We start from the raw sequence: 19,470 nt of genomic DNA, 5'->3' as shown, positions 1-19,470 counted from the left end.
ATGAGAGAAGAAAACTCCAACAGGCTCGAAAAGTGTTCCCTTGGTCAAATCATAGACAAAATATTGATAGTAAAATAAATTCAGCTGGAAAATAAACTTATTATAACTCTCACGACTCTCTTGGACAAAGTTGGATCTAAGAGAATGAGATTTGTGTAGGTTCTAGCTTTGTTTAAATCATCTAAAGACTTATTACCTTTTCTAAACTTACTATAGTAGATTTTTCCAAGTAATCTTATAAGAAAATAGTCATAGTCTCGACCAATGAGTTTTTCAACTTTTTCAATCTCTTTCCAAAGGTCTTCATTTAATAAATATTTATCTCGACGACTTACAACCTTTTCAATATCAAACAAGGCATTTCTTTTATCAACAAGGGAGACAGACTTTTCAAACATTGTACTAATAAGTTTTCCAAAACCCTTATCATTCTTTGTTTTCATTAAGACTTTAAGAATCCCCTGATTTGCTCTTCTAATGTAGAACTGATGATCAGTCATTTTGTAAAGCTTTTCAAACTCTACTTTCGACTCCTTAAACTTTCTATACTTCAATAGAGTTTCTGCATAAGCAAGAATGACATTTTCATTCTTATTCATCATAAAAAGTTCATCATATAGGGCCTGAATCTGACCGAGATTTCTTTTTGCTGGTTTAGAGATAGCATTGATCTTTGCAACATAAGCGCGCTGAACAGAGGTTTTAGCATAACCATTAGACTTAATTTGAAATGTTTTTCGAGCATATTCAATCGCTCTCTCATAATCTTTTTGAGCAATTTTTACTAATGACCACAATCTCCAACAATCTTGTCGGTCATCACTTAAGAGAACACATTTCTTAAAAGCTTTATCCGCAGTTGGATACATCTTAGCTTTTAATGCCGCATTACCAAGACTTAGTGAAAAGCTCACAATATCATGAGGTAAAACAGATTGATTAGCAGCATCTTGGTAAAACTTCAAACTCTCCTTATACTTCTTAAAGTTAAAATAGATATCGCCAATCATTCCATTTATTTTGTTAGGAGTTGTTTCTAATTTAGCAGACTCCTCTTTAAAATATTTCATAACCTGATCAAATGACTCTTCCCCTAGACTAGACTTTGCAAGAACCATCATTCTTAACCACTTATAGTCTCTTGGCTCAACTTCTTTTGCCAGCATGGCAAGTTTAATAACATTCTTAAAACGAAACTTATCAATTCCTGTCCATGTCACACTATTCTGATATTCTTCATGTGCTTTGAGAATAAGAGCACCATAGTGGTCTGGATCTTCTGCTAGAATTGAGGCAACAAGCTTATCTAATTTTTCCGAATAGTGCCCCTTTAAAAAGAGTTCATTTGCTAATTCATATCTTTGCCCAATAGTCATGGTATCTATTCCAACATTTCCATTAGACTTTATATCTGCTCCTTTCGCAGCAAAAGTAAGAACTTTTTCTCTTGCACATGAATTAAGTTTATCTACAAAGCTCTTAAAATCATCAGAATGAATTGTATTTGAACTTATATAACTCTGCTTAAATGACATTTTCCTAGTGAGGTTTAAAACACCATCTTTAAATGTAGAAATTAGTTTAAAATCAAGCCAAGTTGAGTTTATCTCACAGTTTTGAATACTCTTATCGTAGACCTCAATATTTTTTAGCCTATAGGTTTCAACATACTTTCCTTTTTGACCAAGAAACTTTCCAAAATCTCCACTCGTATTCGTTTTAAGTAACGTCCTAACAAATATTGGATTATTTAGAATAAGTGTTTCACTTTGTTTATCGAGTAGAGGAAAAGAAGAGATATGACTAAAACTATAGGACTCACGATGCTTCTTTTGTAGACCTTCATCTTGATTAAGGTTTTGAATATTTGAAACTTCAACATTATCAATCCCCTTAATCAATTTAGTAATCATCTTTTCTTTTTGCTCTGGATAATATGATGAAAACTCATTAACTTTAAGCCATGAAAGACCAGATATTTTAATTTTCCCCTCAACTTTTGCATTCTTCAAATCAATGAAATCGTATTCTTTATTTAACTCCAAAGTAACCCTATTGGCCGGATGTTCTTGAATATAGTCAAGCTCAGTCGTTTCCTTTTTTAAGACAAGGGCCTTTCTATTACTAATATCCTCTCTCCAAACTAAACCATAGGAAACTTTATTAGTTGGATCAATCCAATACTTTTTCCCATCAACTTCCAGTAAAGAAATGGCATGATTAAAAAAGCTCAATCTTGCAATCTTCTCGATCTCCATTCCTTTATCTAGTGGATTCCCTCTATAAACCAGAGACAAGTAACTCTTATGCCCAAGCTCTCTCATCATCTTTGTGAAAATAAGAGAAAACGACTTACAATCACCATAACCATCGGCAACTATCTCTTCAAGAGACAAAGGAAAGAATCTTTCTAAGTCATTTGTCCAAATCCCAAGATAATTATAGTTTTTAGAAATATAATTAAGAATAAGATCAACTTGTTCTTCAACTGTTTTTAACTTTAAGGCCTGTTTCTTTAGTTCTTGAAGTTTTAATGGAAGCTTTCCCTTTAAGAGTTTCTCATATTCACGACTTAATCGATGAGATATGGTCTTCCAGTCTCCAACAGTTGAAATAGCGACCTCATGCTTTTGCTCTTTATCTAAGACTACGAAAATGTCATTCACAGGTATATTTAAAACAGGTTTTGTAAGTTTAATACTCGTATAATAAAACTCACCCTTTTTAATCTGTGAAAGGGATATAGAATTTGTAGGATCAAGCTTTTGAACAAAGAGCTTTCTTCGAGACTTGATCTGAGTATGAGACTCTTTTTCAAAAACTCTCGCTCCATAAGTTAAATCGAGAAAGAAATCCTTAGATTTCGTTCCTGAAGATTTCTTAGTATAACGTATATCAATGACTGATTCTTTTTTTAGATGAGGAAGTGGAATCAATAAGACAGCTACATTACTAATCCCTTGCCCACTATCTGCATAAGACTTCTCTTTAAACTTCGAAGAATCAACAAGGTGTGATTTTTCATTATTTATAACTGATATGGAGGTTATCTTTATTTCTTCCTTATCTTTAAGAAACGGTATTTGAAATAATTTAAGTTGTTCGACCCCATACTCTTTAAGAACTTTTATCTTAATATGATTGTCTTCTTTATAAGAGCCATCATCTTTTAACTCAACTTTAGAGTTATTCATTAGATAGTAGTATGCTAAATCATCAAGAGTCGCTTTCTTTGCAAAAATTGGTAGTGAAATGGAAATTAATAAGATTTTGAGAATAAGGTTTTTCATACCTTTCTCATCGGAGAATCAAAACGGGCCCTTTAAACAAGATATCTTTATTCAAGTTATGGCGAATCCATCGCCCCAGTGCTCTTATTCCAACTAAAGACAAAATTATCACGTGAGCCTTGATTGGTCTCTGACGTACTATTCATTGTCCAACCGGATACGAGAAGACGATCTCCAAAAACATAGAGATCTGTTGGTCTTTCATGACTAGTGTGAGAGCCAGCGAGGAATTCACTTCCATACTTAGAATCTCCGAGTTGATCTCCCCAAATTATGGCGCCGGTATCTTTATTGAGTTTTCCTACTGTCACACTGGTATTGGTGGTACTATTCTTTGTATCAAAGAGGTCATCCTGAGTGTAACCGACGAAATAGAGACCTTCGTCTGTGACGTGAATATTGGTGATTTGGTCATTGGCGGTATTTGCAACAAAGGGTGATGAGGCCGACGTCGTGACGCCAAAATGAGTGAGCCATCTCGAGGCGCCACTACTTGTTAAAGAGAGAACAACTGAACACTCGGCCGAGCAATCCTCTTTCAAACCAGTCCCTCCTGTTCCAGCAGAAGCGTAACCACCGGCATAGATATTACCAGAGGAATCGACTTCGAGACTGTTGAGTAGATAGAGCTTGCCACTATTATTTATCCCCAGTCCTGTTGGTGCATTGTCACCAAATGTATATGACCACTGAGTGGTATATGAGAAATTAGTTTTTACTAAGAAGGCCGCAAAGGTTGTTCCACCAGTGGCCGACCACACATTATTTGCAGAGATGCCAGAAAAAATAAGTCCATCACTGACAACTTCCATTGCATAGACTCTTTCATTTGAAGTAGCGGCGCCTCCAACGGCTCGAGTATTAAATTGATGAGAAGTTAAGTAATTGCCATTTAAGTCAGCTTCGATGATTAAGACATCGTCATTTCCGCCATGGGTATTTCCAGCAAAGGCGCCATTGGTCACACAAGCGATATAGATTTTACTACCACTCTTTCTTGCGCTGATGACATAGTCTTGAGAATTTGCAGAAGAAATAGATTGCCCGTATTGCTTTCCCCAGATGATACTACCATTAGTTCTATTAACATTTATAAGGGCCACATCAAGAGAGTCCAGTGTATCGTAGAGGGCAGATTGAGTTGAGACGACAATAATGGGATTATCTGAATCGTCAAAAACCATTTCAGGTGCTCTATCCGTTTGATTGGCCGAGAATACGGCCTCACCTGCTGTATTATTTGGTAGCGTCACACTACCGTAGTGCTTTACCCAATCCAATGAAGCATCTGCATTATAGCGAATTAAAATTAAATCCTTATTGGCATTGGCCTCCACAAGATCACTCGTTGAAAAGCCCAAAAGGTACGCGCCACCTCTTGGATCAGAGTGGATGCTAAAACCTCGATCTTCTCCTGTTAGATCAGAGAAGGGGCCACTACTTCCCGTAAGCCAAGAGGCTCCCATGTGAAAGCCAGAGAGATTCTGTGTTAATCCTGGAGTATAAGAAGTCCCTGAATCATTTGATTCATTTGAACTAGAAGACGAACTGGCCACATCGAAATCAACGTGGCCATGACATGATACTAGAAAAAGGAGAATTGTAATGAATGCAAATTTATACAATCAAACCTACTTTTTAAATGATAATGCCTCCAAGTATGCACTATCTCCAATTGGATGTTGTCTTGTGACAAGATCAACTATCCTGGCATTCTTATTTTCAAGCAGAATATTCTTTATCTTAAAAACTTCATCTTTTTGACTCTTAAAAGTAATTGTATGAAGGTCTCTAAAAATGGCCTCAACTTTTTCGACCACCACACCGGCATCTTCAAGATCAGCGACAATTCTCTTCATATCTCCATCCTTTTCAGGTGCCACAATGATTTTATTAGGAACGACCCCATCACAGAGTCCATCTTCATATTGTGAAAGATCGAGTGACTTAAATTTAAAACTCTTTCCATCATATTCGGACCAAGTACAGTAATTAACTCCTTGGGCCTTAACTCTAAAAACAACTCTCCCACCAACTCCTGAACAATGAAGATAGGGATCTATTGACTCTATCTCAGTTGGTGATATTCCATTGTCGTGAAAGAAGCCTACTAATTCTTCTAATCGAGAACGGTAGATATGGTAGCTCTTCCCTTCATTGAATGAGGCCACTTGAACAGAATCTTCACTGGATGATACCCAGCAAGAACCCTGAGAAAGAGATTGAACCTCTAGTCCAAAAACAGGTAAACATGCGACAAATAAGCAGAGTGTTTTTATCAGTTTCTTTTTCATACTTACTTAGTCGGTTTTATATTCTTGAACTTTACACTCGGGTTTAAATTTTATAATAAAAATCTATGAAAGAGAGAATTCAATTGATTGAAGAGCTTGTAAGGGCCTTCTATGAAGTGGCGATTAACGATGTTTTTATTGGTTATCACTTTAGAAAAATAAGTAAAAACAGTACGTTAGAAAGTAAGCTCGGTGATTTTGAGTCTCATATACCAAATGTCGTCGATTTTTGGGCCCACCAACTCATCCCAGGGCATAAGAGAAGAGAAAATGCTCCTAATATCCTAAAATTGCACACATATTTGGCCATACGCAAAGGAGAGCTTGGGAGATGGCTCCTTCTGTTTAGAGAGAAATTAAACCAATTTGCGAGCAAAGAGCAAAACTCTCCCGAAGAAAGTGAATTCTATCAAAGCTGGAATAAGAAAGTAGACCTCTTTGAAAAGGCCTTCCAAGAACATTTTTTTAAGGGCAAGTAGAAGGATTCTTAGCGTCATAGACACGTTTGACGAAATCCTCGAGAACCGGCTCCCCTTTCACATCATCAAAGAGCCAATTGCGAATATAGAACTGATCTAATTTCTTTGCGGCCTCACAGGCCTTCTTTGTCGAGTGATATTCGACGACAATCATATTAACTAATCTTACTTTGAAACGACGCGGAGAATTTTGAATACAACCCTCCGGATACATTGAGCACTTCAGACTCTTAGTAGGATCTGTCACTCGGACCTCTTCTACCTTAGGATCAAACTTTGTGGCCATCATATACATGTCCATCGCTGTATACTTCTTCTCTTTTGAGCAAGAGCTCAAGACAGATATCATAGAGAGGGTACAAATAAAAAAGGCCAGAAATTTCTTCATGGCCTTATTTTATCATAACTATTTCTTTTTGTAGCGAGGTGTACGTTTTGGCCTCGTATCTCGTCTGGCCACTTTCTTTTTCTGTGCCGGTTGATTTCCACCACCGAAGGCATTTTTCTTTAAAGCGATAGAATCAATCTTAAGAGAAGATTGTGCACGGATGGCATCATTAATTCTCTTAATGAGACTTTGGTCCTTACCAGTTACAAAGTTAAAAACCTTACCAAAGCTTCCATTTCTTCCTACACGTCCACTTCTATGAACATAGTAAACTGCTTCAAATGGAAGATCGTAATTTAAAACCCAAGATAGACCTTTAATATCAATCCCTCTTGCGGCCATATCTGTCGAAACAAGTATTCCTTTTGTCGATCTGAATTCTGCAAAAGTTGTCTTTCTTTCAGCTGCTGACATATCACCATGAAGAACATAGATTTTCTTATCAGAGAAAGTTTTAGAGAGAAGATTGAAGACTTCCTGTGCCTTTCCTTTTTGATTTACAAAGACAACACCACTACCTTTGGCCTCTTGCTTAATGAAGAGCTCAAGCATCTTATCCTTTTCAGTATAGTGAAGAGGGATATTGAAAGTTTCAATATGAGAAATTAATTGGTGTGCTCCTTGGACAGTCACATCAGTGAAGTCATATCCTGAGAAGAACTCACTTTTTAGATTATTAAAATCAGGACCCATCGTAGCAGAAAAAAGACAGGCCTGAACTGGTCCTTTAAAATGCTTACGAATCGCTTTTAGCTCAGTCATGAAACCCATGTCCATTAACTGGTCAGCTTCATCAATGATAAAGTATTCAAGATTCTCAAGAGAAATCTCTCCTTTGTTTAGCATTGATTTAATTCTTCCTGGACCGCCAATAAGAAGATCAACCATTTCTCCCTTCAGGGACTTGGCCTTATCACCACCCAGGGCCTGTCTAACTCTTAGCTTTGCATGGTGAGTGATTTTCTTAGATTCAGAAAATACTTGTGTCGCAAGCTCTTTAATTGGAACCAGAACAATAGCTCTTGGCTTCCCTTTTTGAGTAGGCTTATCGCTTTCACTAAACTTAAGACCCTGAATCATTGGAAGAAGATATGAAAATGTCTTTCCACTTCCCGTCTTAGCGAGAACAGAGATATTCTTCTGGGCCACAAACTCAGGAATCGCCTTAAGTTGGACATCAGTTGGCTTTTTAAGCGAGTTCTCTTTAAAGAAGTCACCAAAAACTTCAACATCTAAAATATCAACAAATTCTTTTGCCATGGGCATCTCCAACATTCTTAATTCAATTTATCCCCTCTAAGTAACATAGTTTCGGGCTTTGGAGAAGCTCCCTATGAAATTAAGTAATATAATCAGGAAATACTGCAACAAAATGAACAAATTTTACGAATTTTATTGTAAAATAAAGGAGTTAAGAACGATAAATTGACAATTTTGGAAGATATCTATGAGCACGGAAGCTTTAATCGAACTTTCTGGACCAAATGGTTCAACAGAGCAAGTCTTAGATCAGAAGATCTACCTTCTTTTTATTGATGAGCAGATCGAATTCTCCATCTCTAATGGACCTGTTAAGTTGGAAAACTCCGACGGAATAATCACAGTTAAAATTCAAGATGATGTCGAAGAGGCCATGTTCAGTGGTCACCCTCTTAGAAAAGGTGCTATCTACTTTCTTGAAAATGAAGACTCGATAACTTTTGGCGACTATACCATCAAACTCAAAACAAGTGAAAAAGCCACTGAGATTTCGAGTGAGTTTGAAGAGAGTACCGATCATGAACTAGATATGCTTGAGCTTGAGGTTAATGAAGACGCCACTGTTGTCGCTCCTATGCCCAAACAACTTCAAAGAGAAGCTAAAGCTGAACCAGAAAATGACGATCTCATTCTCGAGGTTGAACAACTTATCTCAAAAGATGACGATAAATCAGAGGATGAACCAAGACTCTATGAGATCCCAGACGCACCAACAGAGCAAGACGAGGCCACACATGGGGGCTTCTCGCTAGATAATGATCCCCCAACCAGAACATCAATTGCTGTTCATGAGCTTCTCCAAACCCATAACGAAGATAATGATAATATTCCAATCGAGGCCAAGAAAGCTGCAAAAGCTAAAGAAAAGGCTAAGCGTGAAGAGCTTGGTAAGCTTAGAAAGAAGAATAAGGCCAATCCAAAGAAAAAGAAATCTCAAGCTGATAAAGACCTTGATCTAGACGGAGCTCACCGTTTTAAGATTACAGAGAAAAAACAGGGAACTAAAATCGATAAGAAAGAGAGTACGACTTTCTTTGTACCTGAAGATAATCTCGTTGGTCCAATTGTTAGGATTTTAGGAACTCTCTCAACCCTTGTCATCGCAATCTTTGCTAATAAGTATGTTGAGCTTGAGCCGATTGCACCTTTGGCCCAACATCTTGAAGGCCTTATTAATCAGAAGCTAGAGCTCAAAGAATTGAGTCCTCTGCCATATAGTGTTTATGAAATCATTGTTGTTTTCATTCTTATCGAGCTCTTATCAAGAACTCTTTTCTCTGTTTCCCTTCCTCACTTTATTAGTGGAATCACAAATTATGGAAATCTTGCAAGCTCAAGAATCAAGGCGCTTCTAAAGCTTCCACTAGATTTAATCTCAGTAGTCTTTCCTCTGGGAGAGGTTCCTGTAATTTTTGGAAAGAGATCATTTAAAGAAGTGGTCACACTTAGTCAGACGAGATATCGTTCATCATTTCTTAAGTTCTTTGCACCTTTAGTCATTATTATTTTTACAGTGCTCTTCGCTTATTCAAAGATTGCTCTGGAACTCGTCAATGTAAAAGAGCCTGCAAAGATGGCCCTTATTTCAAATTATAAGCCTAAGAAAGCTGTGGCCTTCTCACATCTAAAGACAACTAAAGGGATTCAAGAGCGCTACTATATCGATGGCGGACTTGAACAAAAGGGTCACTATATCTTTGTGCATCGACAAGATAAGCACGTTCTAGAGTACCGAGGTATTACAAAATATACTTTTGAAAAGATCTTCCAAGATTTTAAAGATAATGCTCCATTTCTCGATCTCACTCACCCGTTTCTGGCCCAATATTTCAAAGACGGTCATAGCAATGAGAAAGTGAGAAATGATGTTCTTAGAATCATTAAGTCTGGGGAGCTAACAAATTTTCTCCTGCTTGATAATGCTCTTAACTTTGATCCACTCTATGCAATCGAGGGACATAGTGCCTTTAGAAGACTGGGGATTAAGGCCTCACAGGTAATGAGTGCAACAGGTTTTTACCGAATCTATAAGTACAAGGGTGAGTACTCAAGTCTCTTTATTGGAGAAGATGCCATTTATACATTTAATATTGCAATGAGTGACAAGAAAGCGGCCAAGGCCGTGACTCAGATTCACTTTGCCGTCAATAAATCTGCCCCTAAGACAGATTTTGAAAATGGTACGAGTAATTATGAACAGAATGTCGCCCCACTTATTGAAGGGTTAGACTCAACAAAGATTGATTCTATGATGAAGCGCTACCAAAGATTTACTCAGAAAAATCTACCCTAAGGGTTTTAATTGCGCCAAGACTCTGTTAAAACGTGGAACTATAATTTTTTCAGGTAGTTACAATGAGAATTCAAGATCAAGTAAAAGAACACTTTAGCTTTGAGCTCGTGCATGTTGATAAGAAATCAGGAGCAAGAGCTGGTGTTATTAGAACACCTCATGGAGATATTCCAACTCCAGTATTTATGCCCGTTGGAACACACGGTGCGATTAAGGCCTTAACGCCTAACTTCTTAGAAGATCTAGATACAAAGATTATTCTTTCAAATACATATCACCTTCACTTATCACCCGGATCAAAACTGGTTGAGAAGGCCGGTGGGCTTCACAAGTTTATGCACTGGGATCGTCCGATCCTGACGGACTCTGGTGGATTCCAAGTATTCTCTTTGCAAAGAAAGAGTATTAAAGAAGAAGGTGCTGAATTTAAAGACCATAAGGGAAAGACGATTCTTCTCTCACCAGAGACATCAATCCAAATTCAACAAGAACTTGGAAGTGATATCATGATGGCCTTTGATGAATGTATCCCTTACCCAGCAACAAGAGAATATACTAAGAACTCTATTGATAGAACACACCGTTGGCTAGATCGTTGTATTTCATCTTGGACAAACCCAAAGCAAGCACTATTTGGAATTATTCAAGGATCAACTTACGATGATTACCGTCAAGAATGTATTGATGAACTGGTCAAGAGAGACCTTCCTGGTTACGCAATTGGTGGTGTTTCTGTTGGAGAGGGACCAGAGCTTATGGAGAAGATCGTAAAATATGCTGCTCCAAAAATGCCTGTCGATAAGCCTCGCTATGTTATGGGTGTTGGAAATCCAGAAGACCTCCTTATGATCTGGGAAAATGGTGCTGACATGAGTGACTGTATCATTCCAACAAAATTTGGTAGAGGGGGAACTCTCTTTACAAATAGAGGAAAGATCAGAATTAAGCACAAGAACTACAGAAGAGACTTCTTCCCTATTGATCCTAATTGTAAGTGCTACTGTTGTAAGAACTTTACAAGGGCCTATGTCAAACACCTCTTTGATTCAAATGAGATTTTAGGGCAAGTTCTAGCGACAATGCACAATATTGAATTCTACAAATCAATGGCCGAAAGAGCTCGTGAAGCGATTCTTGAAGATCGTTACACAGAGTGGAAAGAAGAATTCTTAGCAAACTATCTCAAAGACGATGGTCCAAAAGATGATAAGAAACCTAAAGGTAAGAAGAAGAAATAACTTAGGCCTCAGTTTTTACTGAGGCTTTTTTTTATCTATAAGCATTGGCCACCATACTCATCACGACGAAACGATGAAACGGTTTAATGGTTTGCATATAAAAGCGACCTTTTGAGTTATTAAACTCTACACATGTAATAACCTTAATATTATAGGCCTGATCATTACTATTAAAAATACTCACACGAAAATTAAGATGCTCATCATCTAGGCCAAGAATAATTTCATTCTCTCCTAGAGCAAAGATTTTAAAAAAGCCAATATACCCCCCAACTCGTTTCTCTGTATTAAAATCAGCTGGCAATTGAGATTTGATACCGACGAGTTTTACTAGAAAATGCCTAAGAGCAAATAGCCCTTTAATCCATATGGGACTCTGGTTAAAAACTTTATGAGCGATAGTGATCAGATCATCATGGTGATTGGTTGTAGAAAAGGTATCAGTAAAATCAATACGTGGCAGTGATGTTTCACTGAGATGAGTTCTTATACCAAATTCTTCTATAACTTTCTTCATAGGACAGATTAAAAAAAGGCCCCAAGTTTTTGGGGCCATTGTATTTACTTAAGCTTGTTCAATTGCAAGATCAATGATCTTTGTGAGTTTCACTAGATCTTCATAGCTCACGTTATGAAAGAGTGAAATTCTAAACTGATTCTTTCCAAGTTTTCTATAAGCATCAATACCATAAACCGCTTTTTGCGCTTCAAGAACTTTAATAAGATCTCCGGCAGGGTACTTATCATCAACATCAATCGTCGCTACTGCAATTGATCTATCTGCTTCATTTGGAACATATGGGCTAAGGTAATCTTTTTCGTTGGCCCAGTTATAAATCATATCAGCTTTTTTCTTCGCATAATCAATAGCGTGAGTGAATCCACCTTGAGAGTTCATAAGCTTCACTTGCTCATTTAAGAAGAAGATTGTCGCAATACTTGGAGTATTGTAAGTCTGGTTCTTAACTGAGTTTGTAATAGCAAGCTCCCAACTCATAATAGTTGGAATATATCTATCAGTGGCCGCAATCTCTTCAGCTCTCTTCAGGGCCTTTGGTGACATAATAGAAACAAAGAACCCACCCTCTGCAGCAAAAACTTTTTGTGGAGAAAAGAAGAAGACATCACATTTTGATATATCACATGGAATTTGACCTGCACCAGATGTGGCATCAATGGCCAAAATTGTATCGTCATCGACTTGTGGTAGCTCAATTGTCTGGACTCCAGTAGATGTCTCATTCAATGTCATTGCGATAAAATCAGATCCTTCAACATTTGCAGGAGAACACCCTTGCCCATATTCACTAGCAATATTCTCAGCTTCAATCCAAGGAATATTTGCGTGTGACTTATACCACTTTGTTGAGAACTCTCCACAAGTAAAGTGAGAACTCTTCTTTCTCACAAGCCCAAGACCAATCATATCAAAGAGAAATGTCGCTCCACCATTTCCAATTACGATTTCATAATCAGCTGGTACATTGAAGAACTTTCTTAGCCCTTCTTGCATTTCTTTCACGAGGTTTTTAACCGCTGGTTTTCTGTGACTAGTTCCAAGTAGCTCAGTTCCCGTTTCTGCAAGCTTTGTCATAAACTCAACAGGCACCAATGAAGGTCCACTTCCAAATCTAGGATCAGTAGGTCTTAATTCTTGCGGTACGTTAAAATTCTCAAACATATTATTTCCTTAGTTTAATCAAACTTAATGATGCCCATATTTTATGAGAGTTATGAGTATTTGAAAATGAAAAGTTGTTGCCACATGAGAAACTAATTGAAAAAATAACGTCATGAAAACACTTAAGATGATTCTTTTACTCGGTCTTTGCGCCCAGACAATGGCCTTCTACAAATCATGGTCACTTGGAGTTGGCGCTCTTAGTGAATCCTACGGCAAAATTCAAACTGATGCCCAGGGAAATACTAATGGACTAGACTTTACCCCTTTTTTCAAAGTCCAAAGTCTTTCAGACTTTTACTTAAACCATCAACTCCAGCTAGAACTTGCCACAACACTTCCACGTGATAGCCGTGATAGTGCTGTTAATCGAATGAATTATTGGTTCAATGCTTTAATGAGCTATGATTTAGACTTTATTAAAATTCAATATGGACCTGGGATGTACTTTACTCGTCTTAGCATGGATGGAACTGCTCAAGAGCTACCAAATGGAAACTCGACAAAGAGCTTTGCCACACCCAACGGTTCAACTGTTGCTGGAAACTTAGTTCTCAGTTTCGCATTAGATGCTCCAATCCCGACAACAGACTTAACTTTTAATTCTCAGGCCATGATTCTAAATCCTGAAGATAGTGATGAAAGAGCAGTAAATATTCTTCTCTCACTAAGTTATAAAATGGAATAACGAATGGAAAAAGCTATGAAGATTTTTTTGACTTTCATCCTTATGACAATCACTTTTTCAGCCCAGGCCTTCACTCTTATAGGTAGTGATATTGCAACCTACAAGGACCCTAATATAAAAGTCTACGTAGGTTCGCAACAATGTACGAATCTTGCTGACTCACCGGAAGAACTTCTTGATCTTGTTAGTGAGGCCAATGAAAGGTTTTGGAACGGTATCGCAACAAGTGAGCTTGTACTCGAAGTAGGAAGTACAAAGTCTGTTGATGCCTCTTTTTATACTGATCAGATTTGTAACACTGGAGCGGGATGTGTTCCAGAAGTTGATTCAGGGATCTTAATTGTTTGTAATACAAATGGATCGACTTTTGGTGGAAATGTTCTTGCGGTAACTCTACCAAATAATGTCTCGGGAAATACAATTCATGGCTCAGTAATCGCACTTAATGACACGGCCTCTTCACCACTTCTCAATGATTCTCGAGACGAAAAGATTTCAGTCATTGCTCACGAAATTGGACACGCAATTGGACTAGGACATTCAAACTTTAAAGACTCGCTAATGTACTATGCCAATATTGATAATCGCGAGGCACTTGGTCAAGACGATTGGGATGGTGCTACATTCCTCTATCCTAAGGAGCAAGGAGCAATGGCCGTTTGCGGAACAATTGAAGATATCAGTAATCCACAAAATGGTAGCAAACTATGGTTTTCCATGGCGCTTATGCTACTAATCTTAGCAGGATTCCATCTGACAAGGCGATTTAAGAGCTTAAATTAAAAAATCTGTATAAAAATCAATATTTTTTCTCAAGAATTATGATGAAATTCCGATAATTTAGGCAATGAAATCAAATGGAATCAAAATTATATTCTTAATTATCGGACTCTTTATCTTTAAGATCTCAGTGGCAGATACACTGATTCACTCTAAGAAGAACTCAAGATCGACTGTATCAATCAATAAATAGCTCAGTAAAAGACTTTCCTCTTTCAATATAGTTACGAAATTGATCAAATGACGGAAAGGCCGGCGAAAATAAGAGAACTCCCTCTCTTAGCTCTTTAGCGCTATAATCCTTCACTCCTTGAATCGTCTCCACATACTCACATGGAAATTGATCCTTCATGAGAGGATACAGAAACTCTCCAGCTTCACCAATAAGAAGAACTTTTTGAATATGACTCTTATATTTTTCTAAGATATCGAAACGATCGTCGCCCTCGCCTCTTCTTTGACCACCTAGAATAAGTGTGATGGGACCTAAATCACGAACCCCGCGAATGGCCGTTTCAGTGGCCTCCCAATTCGTACTCTTAGCATCGTTGAAAACTTTAACCCCCTCAATTTCTCCCAAGAATTGAAGACGGTACTCAACAGCGTTAAAGGAATTAATCGCTTGTTGAAAAGCTTCTTTAGAGCCTCCAAACTTATCCCACATCTTAAAGGCCATATAGATATTTTTAAGATTGTGCTCCCCATAGATTTTAAGGCCAGTGAGATCAAAGAGGTTCTCAAGATAGCTCTTTACGGTCTCAATCTTATCAAAGTGAATTTCTTCAAAGCTTTGATGTTCAGGAGCCTTTAGGCCAAGTTCATCCCAAAGCCCAACAGGCCAAAAAGAGAAGTCACTCTCATCCATATTCTTAAAGATTTCTCTCTTAGCATTAGCGTAGTCAGACAGAAGATTATAGCGCTCACCATGTGAGAAAGTAATATTGAGAATTGAAGCAATTTTTGGCTTGAAGTCTTGAATTGATTCTAACTGAAAACTAGAGAGCTCAAGAATAATCCCCCAGGCCTGATCAATCTCACCAGTTTTTCTCTGGTAGATATAATCACAAAATGGTGTTCCAATATTTCCACCGACAAAGTATGGTTTTCCCTCATGCTTAAAACACTCTTCTAAGAAACTTACTGTCGTCGTCTTTCCATTAGTCCCTGTGAGTCCCATAACTGGAGCATCACAATACTGCCACGCCAATTCAATTTCACACCAAATAGGTGCCTGACAATTTTTAAGTAAATCGATATCACGAGGAATCCCGGGAGAAAGTATAATCAGATCAGACTGATTAACGATCTCTATGGCCTTAGGATCATCTTGTGCGACTAAATGGGATTGGTTTAAATCTTTTAAAATCTCGTGACTTCCCCACTGCTCAACACTTCCTTGATTAATGGCCCAGATATTCTTATCAAGAAGTTTTAAAAGTCGTACGGCCGAAAGGCCCGACTTTCCCATTCCAATAACCGTAATATTTTTATACTCTTGCATAGACTTTCCGATTTGAGATTGATTTCCTCTAATATAAACGATAATAGGTTATTAATGAACTTTAAAGACAGATTTCTCCAAATTTCAGAGTTTCTCGCTCCCTATAAATCAATGTGGGTAAACGAAATTATTGAGCTCTATCCAGATGGACTAGAGGCCTACCCACGTGAATGGATTGAACTCTTGGATACATTGGATGATGATCAGCTCTATCGCTTAGATTGTCTAAGTGATTATGGCCTAATCGAAAACTCTGAACTGGGTCAGTGGATGAAGCGCATGAATGAGCTTTGCCAAGTCCAATTAAAAGAAATTCCAGAGACAGAGAATCTCCCGGACTGGGCCTTTAATAAGGTCAAGGGAAAGAAGCGTCACGAGATCCTTATTCTTGCAGAAGTTCTCAAAGAAATTCAAAATGACAAGGCCTTCTCACATCTTGTCGATATCGGTGGTGGCGTTGGTCACCTTGCCAGAGTGATGGCCCATTATAAAGGGATAGAGTGTATTAGTCTTGATATCAATCAGGAGTTTCAAGAGCTTGGAAAGAAGCGTCTAGAGAAATACCCAAAACCTCCACAGGGAAGAGATGTTAAGTTTATCACCCACGACTTCACTCATGAGCTTGAAGGAGAGATGACAAAGAAGATCTTTACCAAGGATTCTTTCTCACTTGGTCTCCACACATGTGGGCCTCTAGCTATTAAACATATTGATTGCGCTCTTAAGAATCAAACTCGTGGGCTTTTAAATTTTGGTTGTTGCTATAATCGACTCGATCCTGAAAGTGATATCAATATCTCTGATTTTGCCAAGGCCCATGGTCAAGAAGGTTTTAATACCTTCACCTTTACACTCGCCTCTCGTGGCCATAGCTCTATGACCAAAGAGGACTTCATTCACAAAAGAAGAGTCAAAGATTATCGCTACGCTCTCCATATCTACTTCCACGATATCCTAGGAATCAAAGAGCTTATTCCTGTTGGAGATTCCCACCATAGAGAATATTGGAAGGACTTTGGAGAATATGCTCTTTCAAAAATAGAGAAAATTGGAATGGAAACTCAGTGGAAAAAGGAGGACTTTGATAAGTTCTTCGCACAAGATTCCCTTCAAAAGTCTTTAAACCAGCTTTTTAAGGCCAATATTATTCGCTGGCAATTAGGAAGAACCCTTGAGCTCTATATCTTACTTGATAGAATCCTCTACATTGAGCAAAGTGGTAAGAAAGCTCAACTTCTACAATTCTTCTCAAGCGATCTTTCACCAAGAAATATCGGAGTTCTTTACACGGAATAAGTTTTATTTCTATCAAACCCAAAGAGAATTCATACATTTGATGACATTCCATTGCACAAAATCCCATCATCCCTTTTAATTAAAGATATCGCAAAATATTAGAAGGAGTCTAATAATGAAAGTAAGCAACTTTATTGCTAGGATGGCAATGATGGCGGCACTAGGTCTTTCGGCCTATTCACATACCCATCATCAAATTGATGATTCTCAATCACAATTTACAATCAATGCTAAGGGACAATATGCCAAGATCATGAAGTCACTAAGAGAAAGAGGAATTGACGTTCTCGGTGTCGATATTCCAAATTCCCTCATTGATGTTTCTGTTAATCAACAAGAAGAGGGATTACTCAAACAGGCCAAACTCAAGCTTACAAAAATTAAGAAACAAAAAGCAGAAATTGACTCTCGTTATCTCAATACAACAGAGCTCGAGGCCCTTTTAAAGAAGACTCATGAAGAATATCCCGATATCACAAAACTCAAGAAGGTCGGTGAAACACTCGAGGGAAATGCTATCTGGGCCATCAAAATCTCAGACAATGCAGCAGTTGAAGAGGCCCATGAGCCAGCCGTTCTCTTCAATGGAATGCACCACTCCAGAGAAATTATGACAATTGAAGTGACAAGTGACATCGTGACTTATCTAACAAAGAATTATGCCTCTGATGTTAAAGTCAAAAATTGGGTTGATCAGAATGAAATCTGGGTCCTTCCGGTTTTAAATGTTGATGGAAATATCAAGGTTTGGAATGGTCAGGAAATGTGGAGAAAGAATGCCCGCGGAGGTTATGGAGTTGATATCAATCGTAACTACCCGACAAATTGGAATGCTTGTCGCGGATCAAGTGGTTGGCGAAACTCTCAAACATATCGTGGAAGTGAAGCTGCAAGTGAGCCAGAAACAAAAGTGATGATGAACTTTGTTTCTGAAATTAAACCTGTTTTTAATATCTCTTACCACGCCTATAGTGAACTTATTATCTACCCATACGGATGTCGTGGTCAAAGAACAACAAATCGCGAAGTTGTAGAAGGTATCGGAAAAGAAATGGGTACAATTCTTAACTACACTCCAGGAACATCTTGGGAAACTCTTTATTCAGTTGATGGCTCAGATATCGATTGGATGTACCAAGAAGAACAAGTCATTCCTTACGTTATAGAAGTTAGCCCTAGAAGTGATGGCTTTCAACCAAATTATGAAAAGAGAGACCCAACTGTTGAGCATAATCGCCAAGGTTGGCAATTTCTTCTCGACAGGCTTGCGGGTCCGGCCATTAGTGGAGTTAACAAGGACTATAAAGAAATCCTAATTGAAAAGAATATTGATGGGGCCTATCAAGAAGTTCAAACATATCGAGTAAACCCTGATGGCTCATACCATATCATTCTTAATGAAGGTCAATACAAGGCCACATTCAAGGGTTCTCAAATCCAAACAAAACACTTTAATCTATAAAAAAAGGGAGCTTTAAAAGCTCCCTTCTTATTTATTAAATATCTCTATCACGAGGTAAGAAGTCGATCCTGAAGCCTTCTCCACCAAGGGTTCCCTTAAGGGAGCGATCCATCTCAACATTGAAATTATCATCGGTCTTAAGTTTGTTGGTAAGATCCATAATACTCGTTGAGAATTTTTCGTTGAAAGCATCCTTAGTTAAACAAGCACTCCCATTTTTAAAACAGTGGGCAAGATCAAGAATAACTTTTCCACGCATATCTTCGAATTTCCCATCTAACTCAGTCTCTTTTTCCTTGATTCTTCTCTCAAGATTAGCAAGCTTGATAGGTCTTTCTTTTTTAAGAACTCCAAGCTGACGGTAAGTTAAACTTGTCAGGTTCGTTAAGTTATTGTGGTAACTACCAATTTTAAATTTCTTATTCACCTGTTCTGCAAACCATGTAGTAGCAGCATCAAGTTCAGAGAACTTAGAATTCTCATTTGAGAGAGAGTCGGCCAGGATAAATACCGAAGCTGTCTCATTATAAATCCTTGTGTTCTCTTTCCAGTAACTTGAGTTCTTGAGCTTTTCAAAGTTATTGGCAATGAAATTAGAATCTTCAATTTTTCCATGATCACGATAGAACTCGACAAGCTCGTCATAGACGGCCTTATTATCTTGGCTCAGAAGACTCTTTTGATATTTATTTAAGTAATCTTCTACCGTATCGTATTTCGCACTCTTTTGTAGAACTTGCAGAGCAAGTTTAAGAGACGTTAACTGGAACTGCTTACCAATCATATTGAATTGATCTTTTTTAAGCAGCTCGAGGATTTT

At 37.9% G+C, this 19,470-nt stretch carries 17 protein-coding genes; 8 read left to right on the top strand and 9 right to left on the bottom strand.

Annotated elements, in window-relative coordinates; translation table 11 throughout:
* Window positions 1-80: 80 nt before the first annotated feature.
* From M901_RS06700 to M901_RS06690, 3 genes are read right to left on the bottom strand one after another with little or no spacing between them, the layout of a single operon-like run.
* Entirely contained in the window at window positions 81-3,290 is a 3,210-nt protein-coding gene (locus M901_RS06700; RefSeq protein ID WP_021277415.1) for a DUF3857 domain-containing protein, read from the bottom strand.
* Between the two features lie 56 nt (window positions 3,291-3,346).
* Window positions 3,347-4,915 carry a hypothetical protein gene (locus tag M901_RS06695; protein WP_021277410.1) on the bottom strand — a complete coding sequence of 523 codons (1,569 nt, stop codon included), beginning with the start codon at window positions 4,913-4,915 and terminating at the stop codon, window positions 3,347-3,349.
* A gap of 6 nt (window positions 4,916-4,921) precedes the next feature.
* Complete coding sequence (locus M901_RS06690; RefSeq protein WP_021277414.1) at window positions 4,922-5,584, bottom strand: hypothetical protein; 663 nt, start codon at window positions 5,582-5,584, stop codon at window positions 4,922-4,924.
* Between the two features lie 65 nt (window positions 5,585-5,649).
* Between M901_RS06690 and M901_RS06685 the strand changes: the two genes are divergently transcribed.
* Window positions 5,650-6,063 (top strand): hypothetical protein, encoded by a 414-nt coding sequence (locus M901_RS06685; protein ID WP_021277424.1) that lies wholly within the window; start codon window positions 5,650-5,652, stop codon window positions 6,061-6,063.
* Here M901_RS06685 and M901_RS06680 read toward each other — a convergent pair.
* Window positions 6,050-6,451 carry a hypothetical protein gene (locus M901_RS06680; protein WP_021277416.1) on the bottom strand — a complete coding sequence of 134 codons (402 nt, stop codon included), beginning with the start codon at window positions 6,449-6,451 and terminating at the stop codon, window positions 6,050-6,052. The genes M901_RS06685 and M901_RS06680 overlap by 14 nt on opposite strands.
* Before the next feature lie 18 nt (window positions 6,452-6,469).
* Window positions 6,470-7,711: a DEAD/DEAH box helicase gene (locus M901_RS06675; RefSeq protein ID WP_021277420.1), complete on the bottom strand. Its 1,242-nt coding sequence runs from the start codon at window positions 7,709-7,711 to the stop codon at window positions 6,470-6,472.
* A 187-nt stretch (window positions 7,712-7,898) separates the two neighbouring features.
* On the opposite strand from M901_RS06675, the gene M901_RS06670 reads away from it, so the two are divergent.
* Both M901_RS06670 and tgt read left to right on the top strand, forming a co-directional pair.
* Window positions 7,899-10,004 (top strand): hypothetical protein, encoded by a 2,106-nt coding sequence (locus M901_RS06670; protein WP_021277421.1) that lies wholly within the window; start codon window positions 7,899-7,901, stop codon window positions 10,002-10,004.
* A gap of 62 nt (window positions 10,005-10,066) precedes the next feature.
* Window positions 10,067-11,242 (top strand): tRNA guanosine(34) transglycosylase Tgt, encoded by a 1,176-nt coding sequence (gene tgt / locus M901_RS06665; RefSeq protein ID WP_021277419.1) that lies wholly within the window; start codon window positions 10,067-10,069, stop codon window positions 11,240-11,242.
* Window positions 11,243-11,273: 31 nt separating this feature from the next.
* On the opposite strand, the gene M901_RS06660 is transcribed toward tgt, so the two are convergent.
* Both M901_RS06660 and M901_RS06655 read right to left on the bottom strand, forming a co-directional pair.
* Complete coding sequence (locus tag M901_RS06660; RefSeq protein ID WP_157679889.1) at window positions 11,274-11,759, bottom strand: DUF2867 domain-containing protein; 486 nt, start codon at window positions 11,757-11,759, stop codon at window positions 11,274-11,276.
* Window positions 11,760-11,807: 48 nt separating this feature from the next.
* A complete protein-coding gene (locus M901_RS06655) occupies window positions 11,808-12,923 on the bottom strand; it encodes an aminotransferase class V-fold PLP-dependent enzyme (protein ID WP_021277422.1) in 1,116 nt (371 codons plus the stop codon).
* A 112-nt stretch (window positions 12,924-13,035) separates the two neighbouring features.
* On the opposite strand from M901_RS06655, the gene M901_RS06650 reads away from it, so the two are divergent.
* The 3 genes from M901_RS06650 (at window position 13,036) to M901_RS18195 (ending at window position 14,584) form a co-directional block, all read left to right on the top strand.
* Window positions 13,036-13,611, top strand: a complete 576-nt coding sequence (locus tag M901_RS06650) for a hypothetical protein (RefSeq protein WP_021277413.1) — start codon at window positions 13,036-13,038, stop codon at window positions 13,609-13,611.
* A gap of 15 nt (window positions 13,612-13,626) precedes the next feature.
* The gene (locus tag M901_RS06645; protein WP_157679887.1) at window positions 13,627-14,394 is read left to right on the top strand and encodes a matrixin family metalloprotease; all 768 of its coding nucleotides are present in this window, start codon (window positions 13,627-13,629) and stop codon (window positions 14,392-14,394) included.
* Between the two features lie 64 nt (window positions 14,395-14,458).
* Window positions 14,459-14,584: a hypothetical protein gene (locus M901_RS18195; RefSeq protein ID WP_021277411.1), complete on the top strand. Its 126-nt coding sequence runs from the start codon at window positions 14,459-14,461 to the stop codon at window positions 14,582-14,584.
* Here the strand turns inward: M901_RS18195 and murD are convergent.
* Complete coding sequence (gene murD / locus M901_RS06640; RefSeq protein ID WP_021277425.1) at window positions 14,570-15,892, bottom strand: UDP-N-acetylmuramoyl-L-alanine--D-glutamate ligase; 1,323 nt, start codon at window positions 15,890-15,892, stop codon at window positions 14,570-14,572. The genes M901_RS18195 and murD overlap by 15 nt on opposite strands.
* Window positions 15,893-15,946: 54 nt before the next feature.
* Here murD and M901_RS06635 point away from each other — a divergent pair, with 54 nt between their 5' ends.
* Both M901_RS06635 and M901_RS16360 read left to right on the top strand, forming a co-directional pair.
* The gene (locus M901_RS06635; protein WP_021277409.1) at window positions 15,947-17,188 is read left to right on the top strand and encodes a methyltransferase; all 1,242 of its coding nucleotides are present in this window, start codon (window positions 15,947-15,949) and stop codon (window positions 17,186-17,188) included.
* A 115-nt stretch (window positions 17,189-17,303) separates the two neighbouring features.
* Complete coding sequence (locus M901_RS16360; protein WP_021277418.1) at window positions 17,304-18,650, top strand: M14 family metallopeptidase; 1,347 nt, start codon at window positions 17,304-17,306, stop codon at window positions 18,648-18,650.
* 34 nt (window positions 18,651-18,684) lie between these two features.
* Here M901_RS16360 and M901_RS06625 read toward each other — a convergent pair.
* Window positions 18,685-19,470 (bottom strand): hypothetical protein (locus M901_RS06625; protein ID WP_021277412.1); only part of this gene is annotated, 786 nt, incomplete at its 5' end.

Origin of the sequence: Bacteriovorax sp. DB6_IX (genome assembly GCF_000447775.1) — a bacterium.
GTDB lineage: Bacteria > Bdellovibrionota > Bacteriovoracia > Bacteriovoracales > Bacteriovoracaceae > Halobacteriovorax_A.
Note: the sequence above shows the minus strand (reverse complement) of the source record. Positions and strands in the feature narration are given on the sequence as shown.

What these genes read in the sequence shown, in the direction of transcription:
- M901_RS06700 (WP_021277415.1), bottom strand. Translation starts at nt 3,290, where the DNA reads ATGAAAAACCTTATTCTCAAAATCTTATTAATTTCCATTTCACTACCA.
- M901_RS06690 (WP_021277414.1), bottom strand. Translation starts at nt 5,584, where the DNA reads ATGAAAAAGAAACTGATAAAAACACTCTGCTTATTTGTCGCATGTTTA.
- M901_RS06685 (WP_021277424.1), top strand. Translation starts at nt 5,650, where the DNA reads ATGAAAGAGAGAATTCAATTGATTGAAGAGCTTGTAAGGGCCTTCTAT.
- M901_RS06680 (WP_021277416.1), bottom strand. Translation starts at nt 6,451, where the DNA reads ATGAAGAAATTTCTGGCCTTTTTTATTTGTACCCTCTCTATGATATCT.
- M901_RS06675 (WP_021277420.1), bottom strand. Translation starts at nt 7,711, where the DNA reads ATGGCAAAAGAATTTGTTGATATTTTAGATGTTGAAGTTTTTGGTGAC.
- M901_RS06670 (WP_021277421.1), top strand. Translation starts at nt 7,899, where the DNA reads ATGAGCACGGAAGCTTTAATCGAACTTTCTGGACCAAATGGTTCAACA.
- tgt (WP_021277419.1), top strand. Translation starts at nt 10,067, where the DNA reads ATGAGAATTCAAGATCAAGTAAAAGAACACTTTAGCTTTGAGCTCGTG.
- M901_RS06660 (WP_157679889.1), bottom strand. Translation starts at nt 11,759, where the DNA reads ATGAAGAAAGTTATAGAAGAATTTGGTATAAGAACTCATCTCAGTGAA.
- M901_RS06655 (WP_021277422.1), bottom strand. Translation starts at nt 12,923, where the DNA reads ATGTTTGAGAATTTTAACGTACCGCAAGAATTAAGACCTACTGATCCT.
- M901_RS06650 (WP_021277413.1), top strand. Translation starts at nt 13,036, where the DNA reads ATGAAAACACTTAAGATGATTCTTTTACTCGGTCTTTGCGCCCAGACA.
- M901_RS06645 (WP_157679887.1), top strand. Translation starts at nt 13,627, where the DNA reads ATGAAGATTTTTTTGACTTTCATCCTTATGACAATCACTTTTTCAGCC.
- M901_RS18195 (WP_021277411.1), top strand. Translation starts at nt 14,459, where the DNA reads ATGAAATCAAATGGAATCAAAATTATATTCTTAATTATCGGACTCTTT.
- murD (WP_021277425.1), bottom strand. Translation starts at nt 15,892, where the DNA reads ATGCAAGAGTATAAAAATATTACGGTTATTGGAATGGGAAAGTCGGGC.
- M901_RS06635 (WP_021277409.1), top strand. Translation starts at nt 15,947, where the DNA reads ATGAACTTTAAAGACAGATTTCTCCAAATTTCAGAGTTTCTCGCTCCC.
- M901_RS16360 (WP_021277418.1), top strand. Translation starts at nt 17,304, where the DNA reads ATGAAAGTAAGCAACTTTATTGCTAGGATGGCAATGATGGCGGCACTA.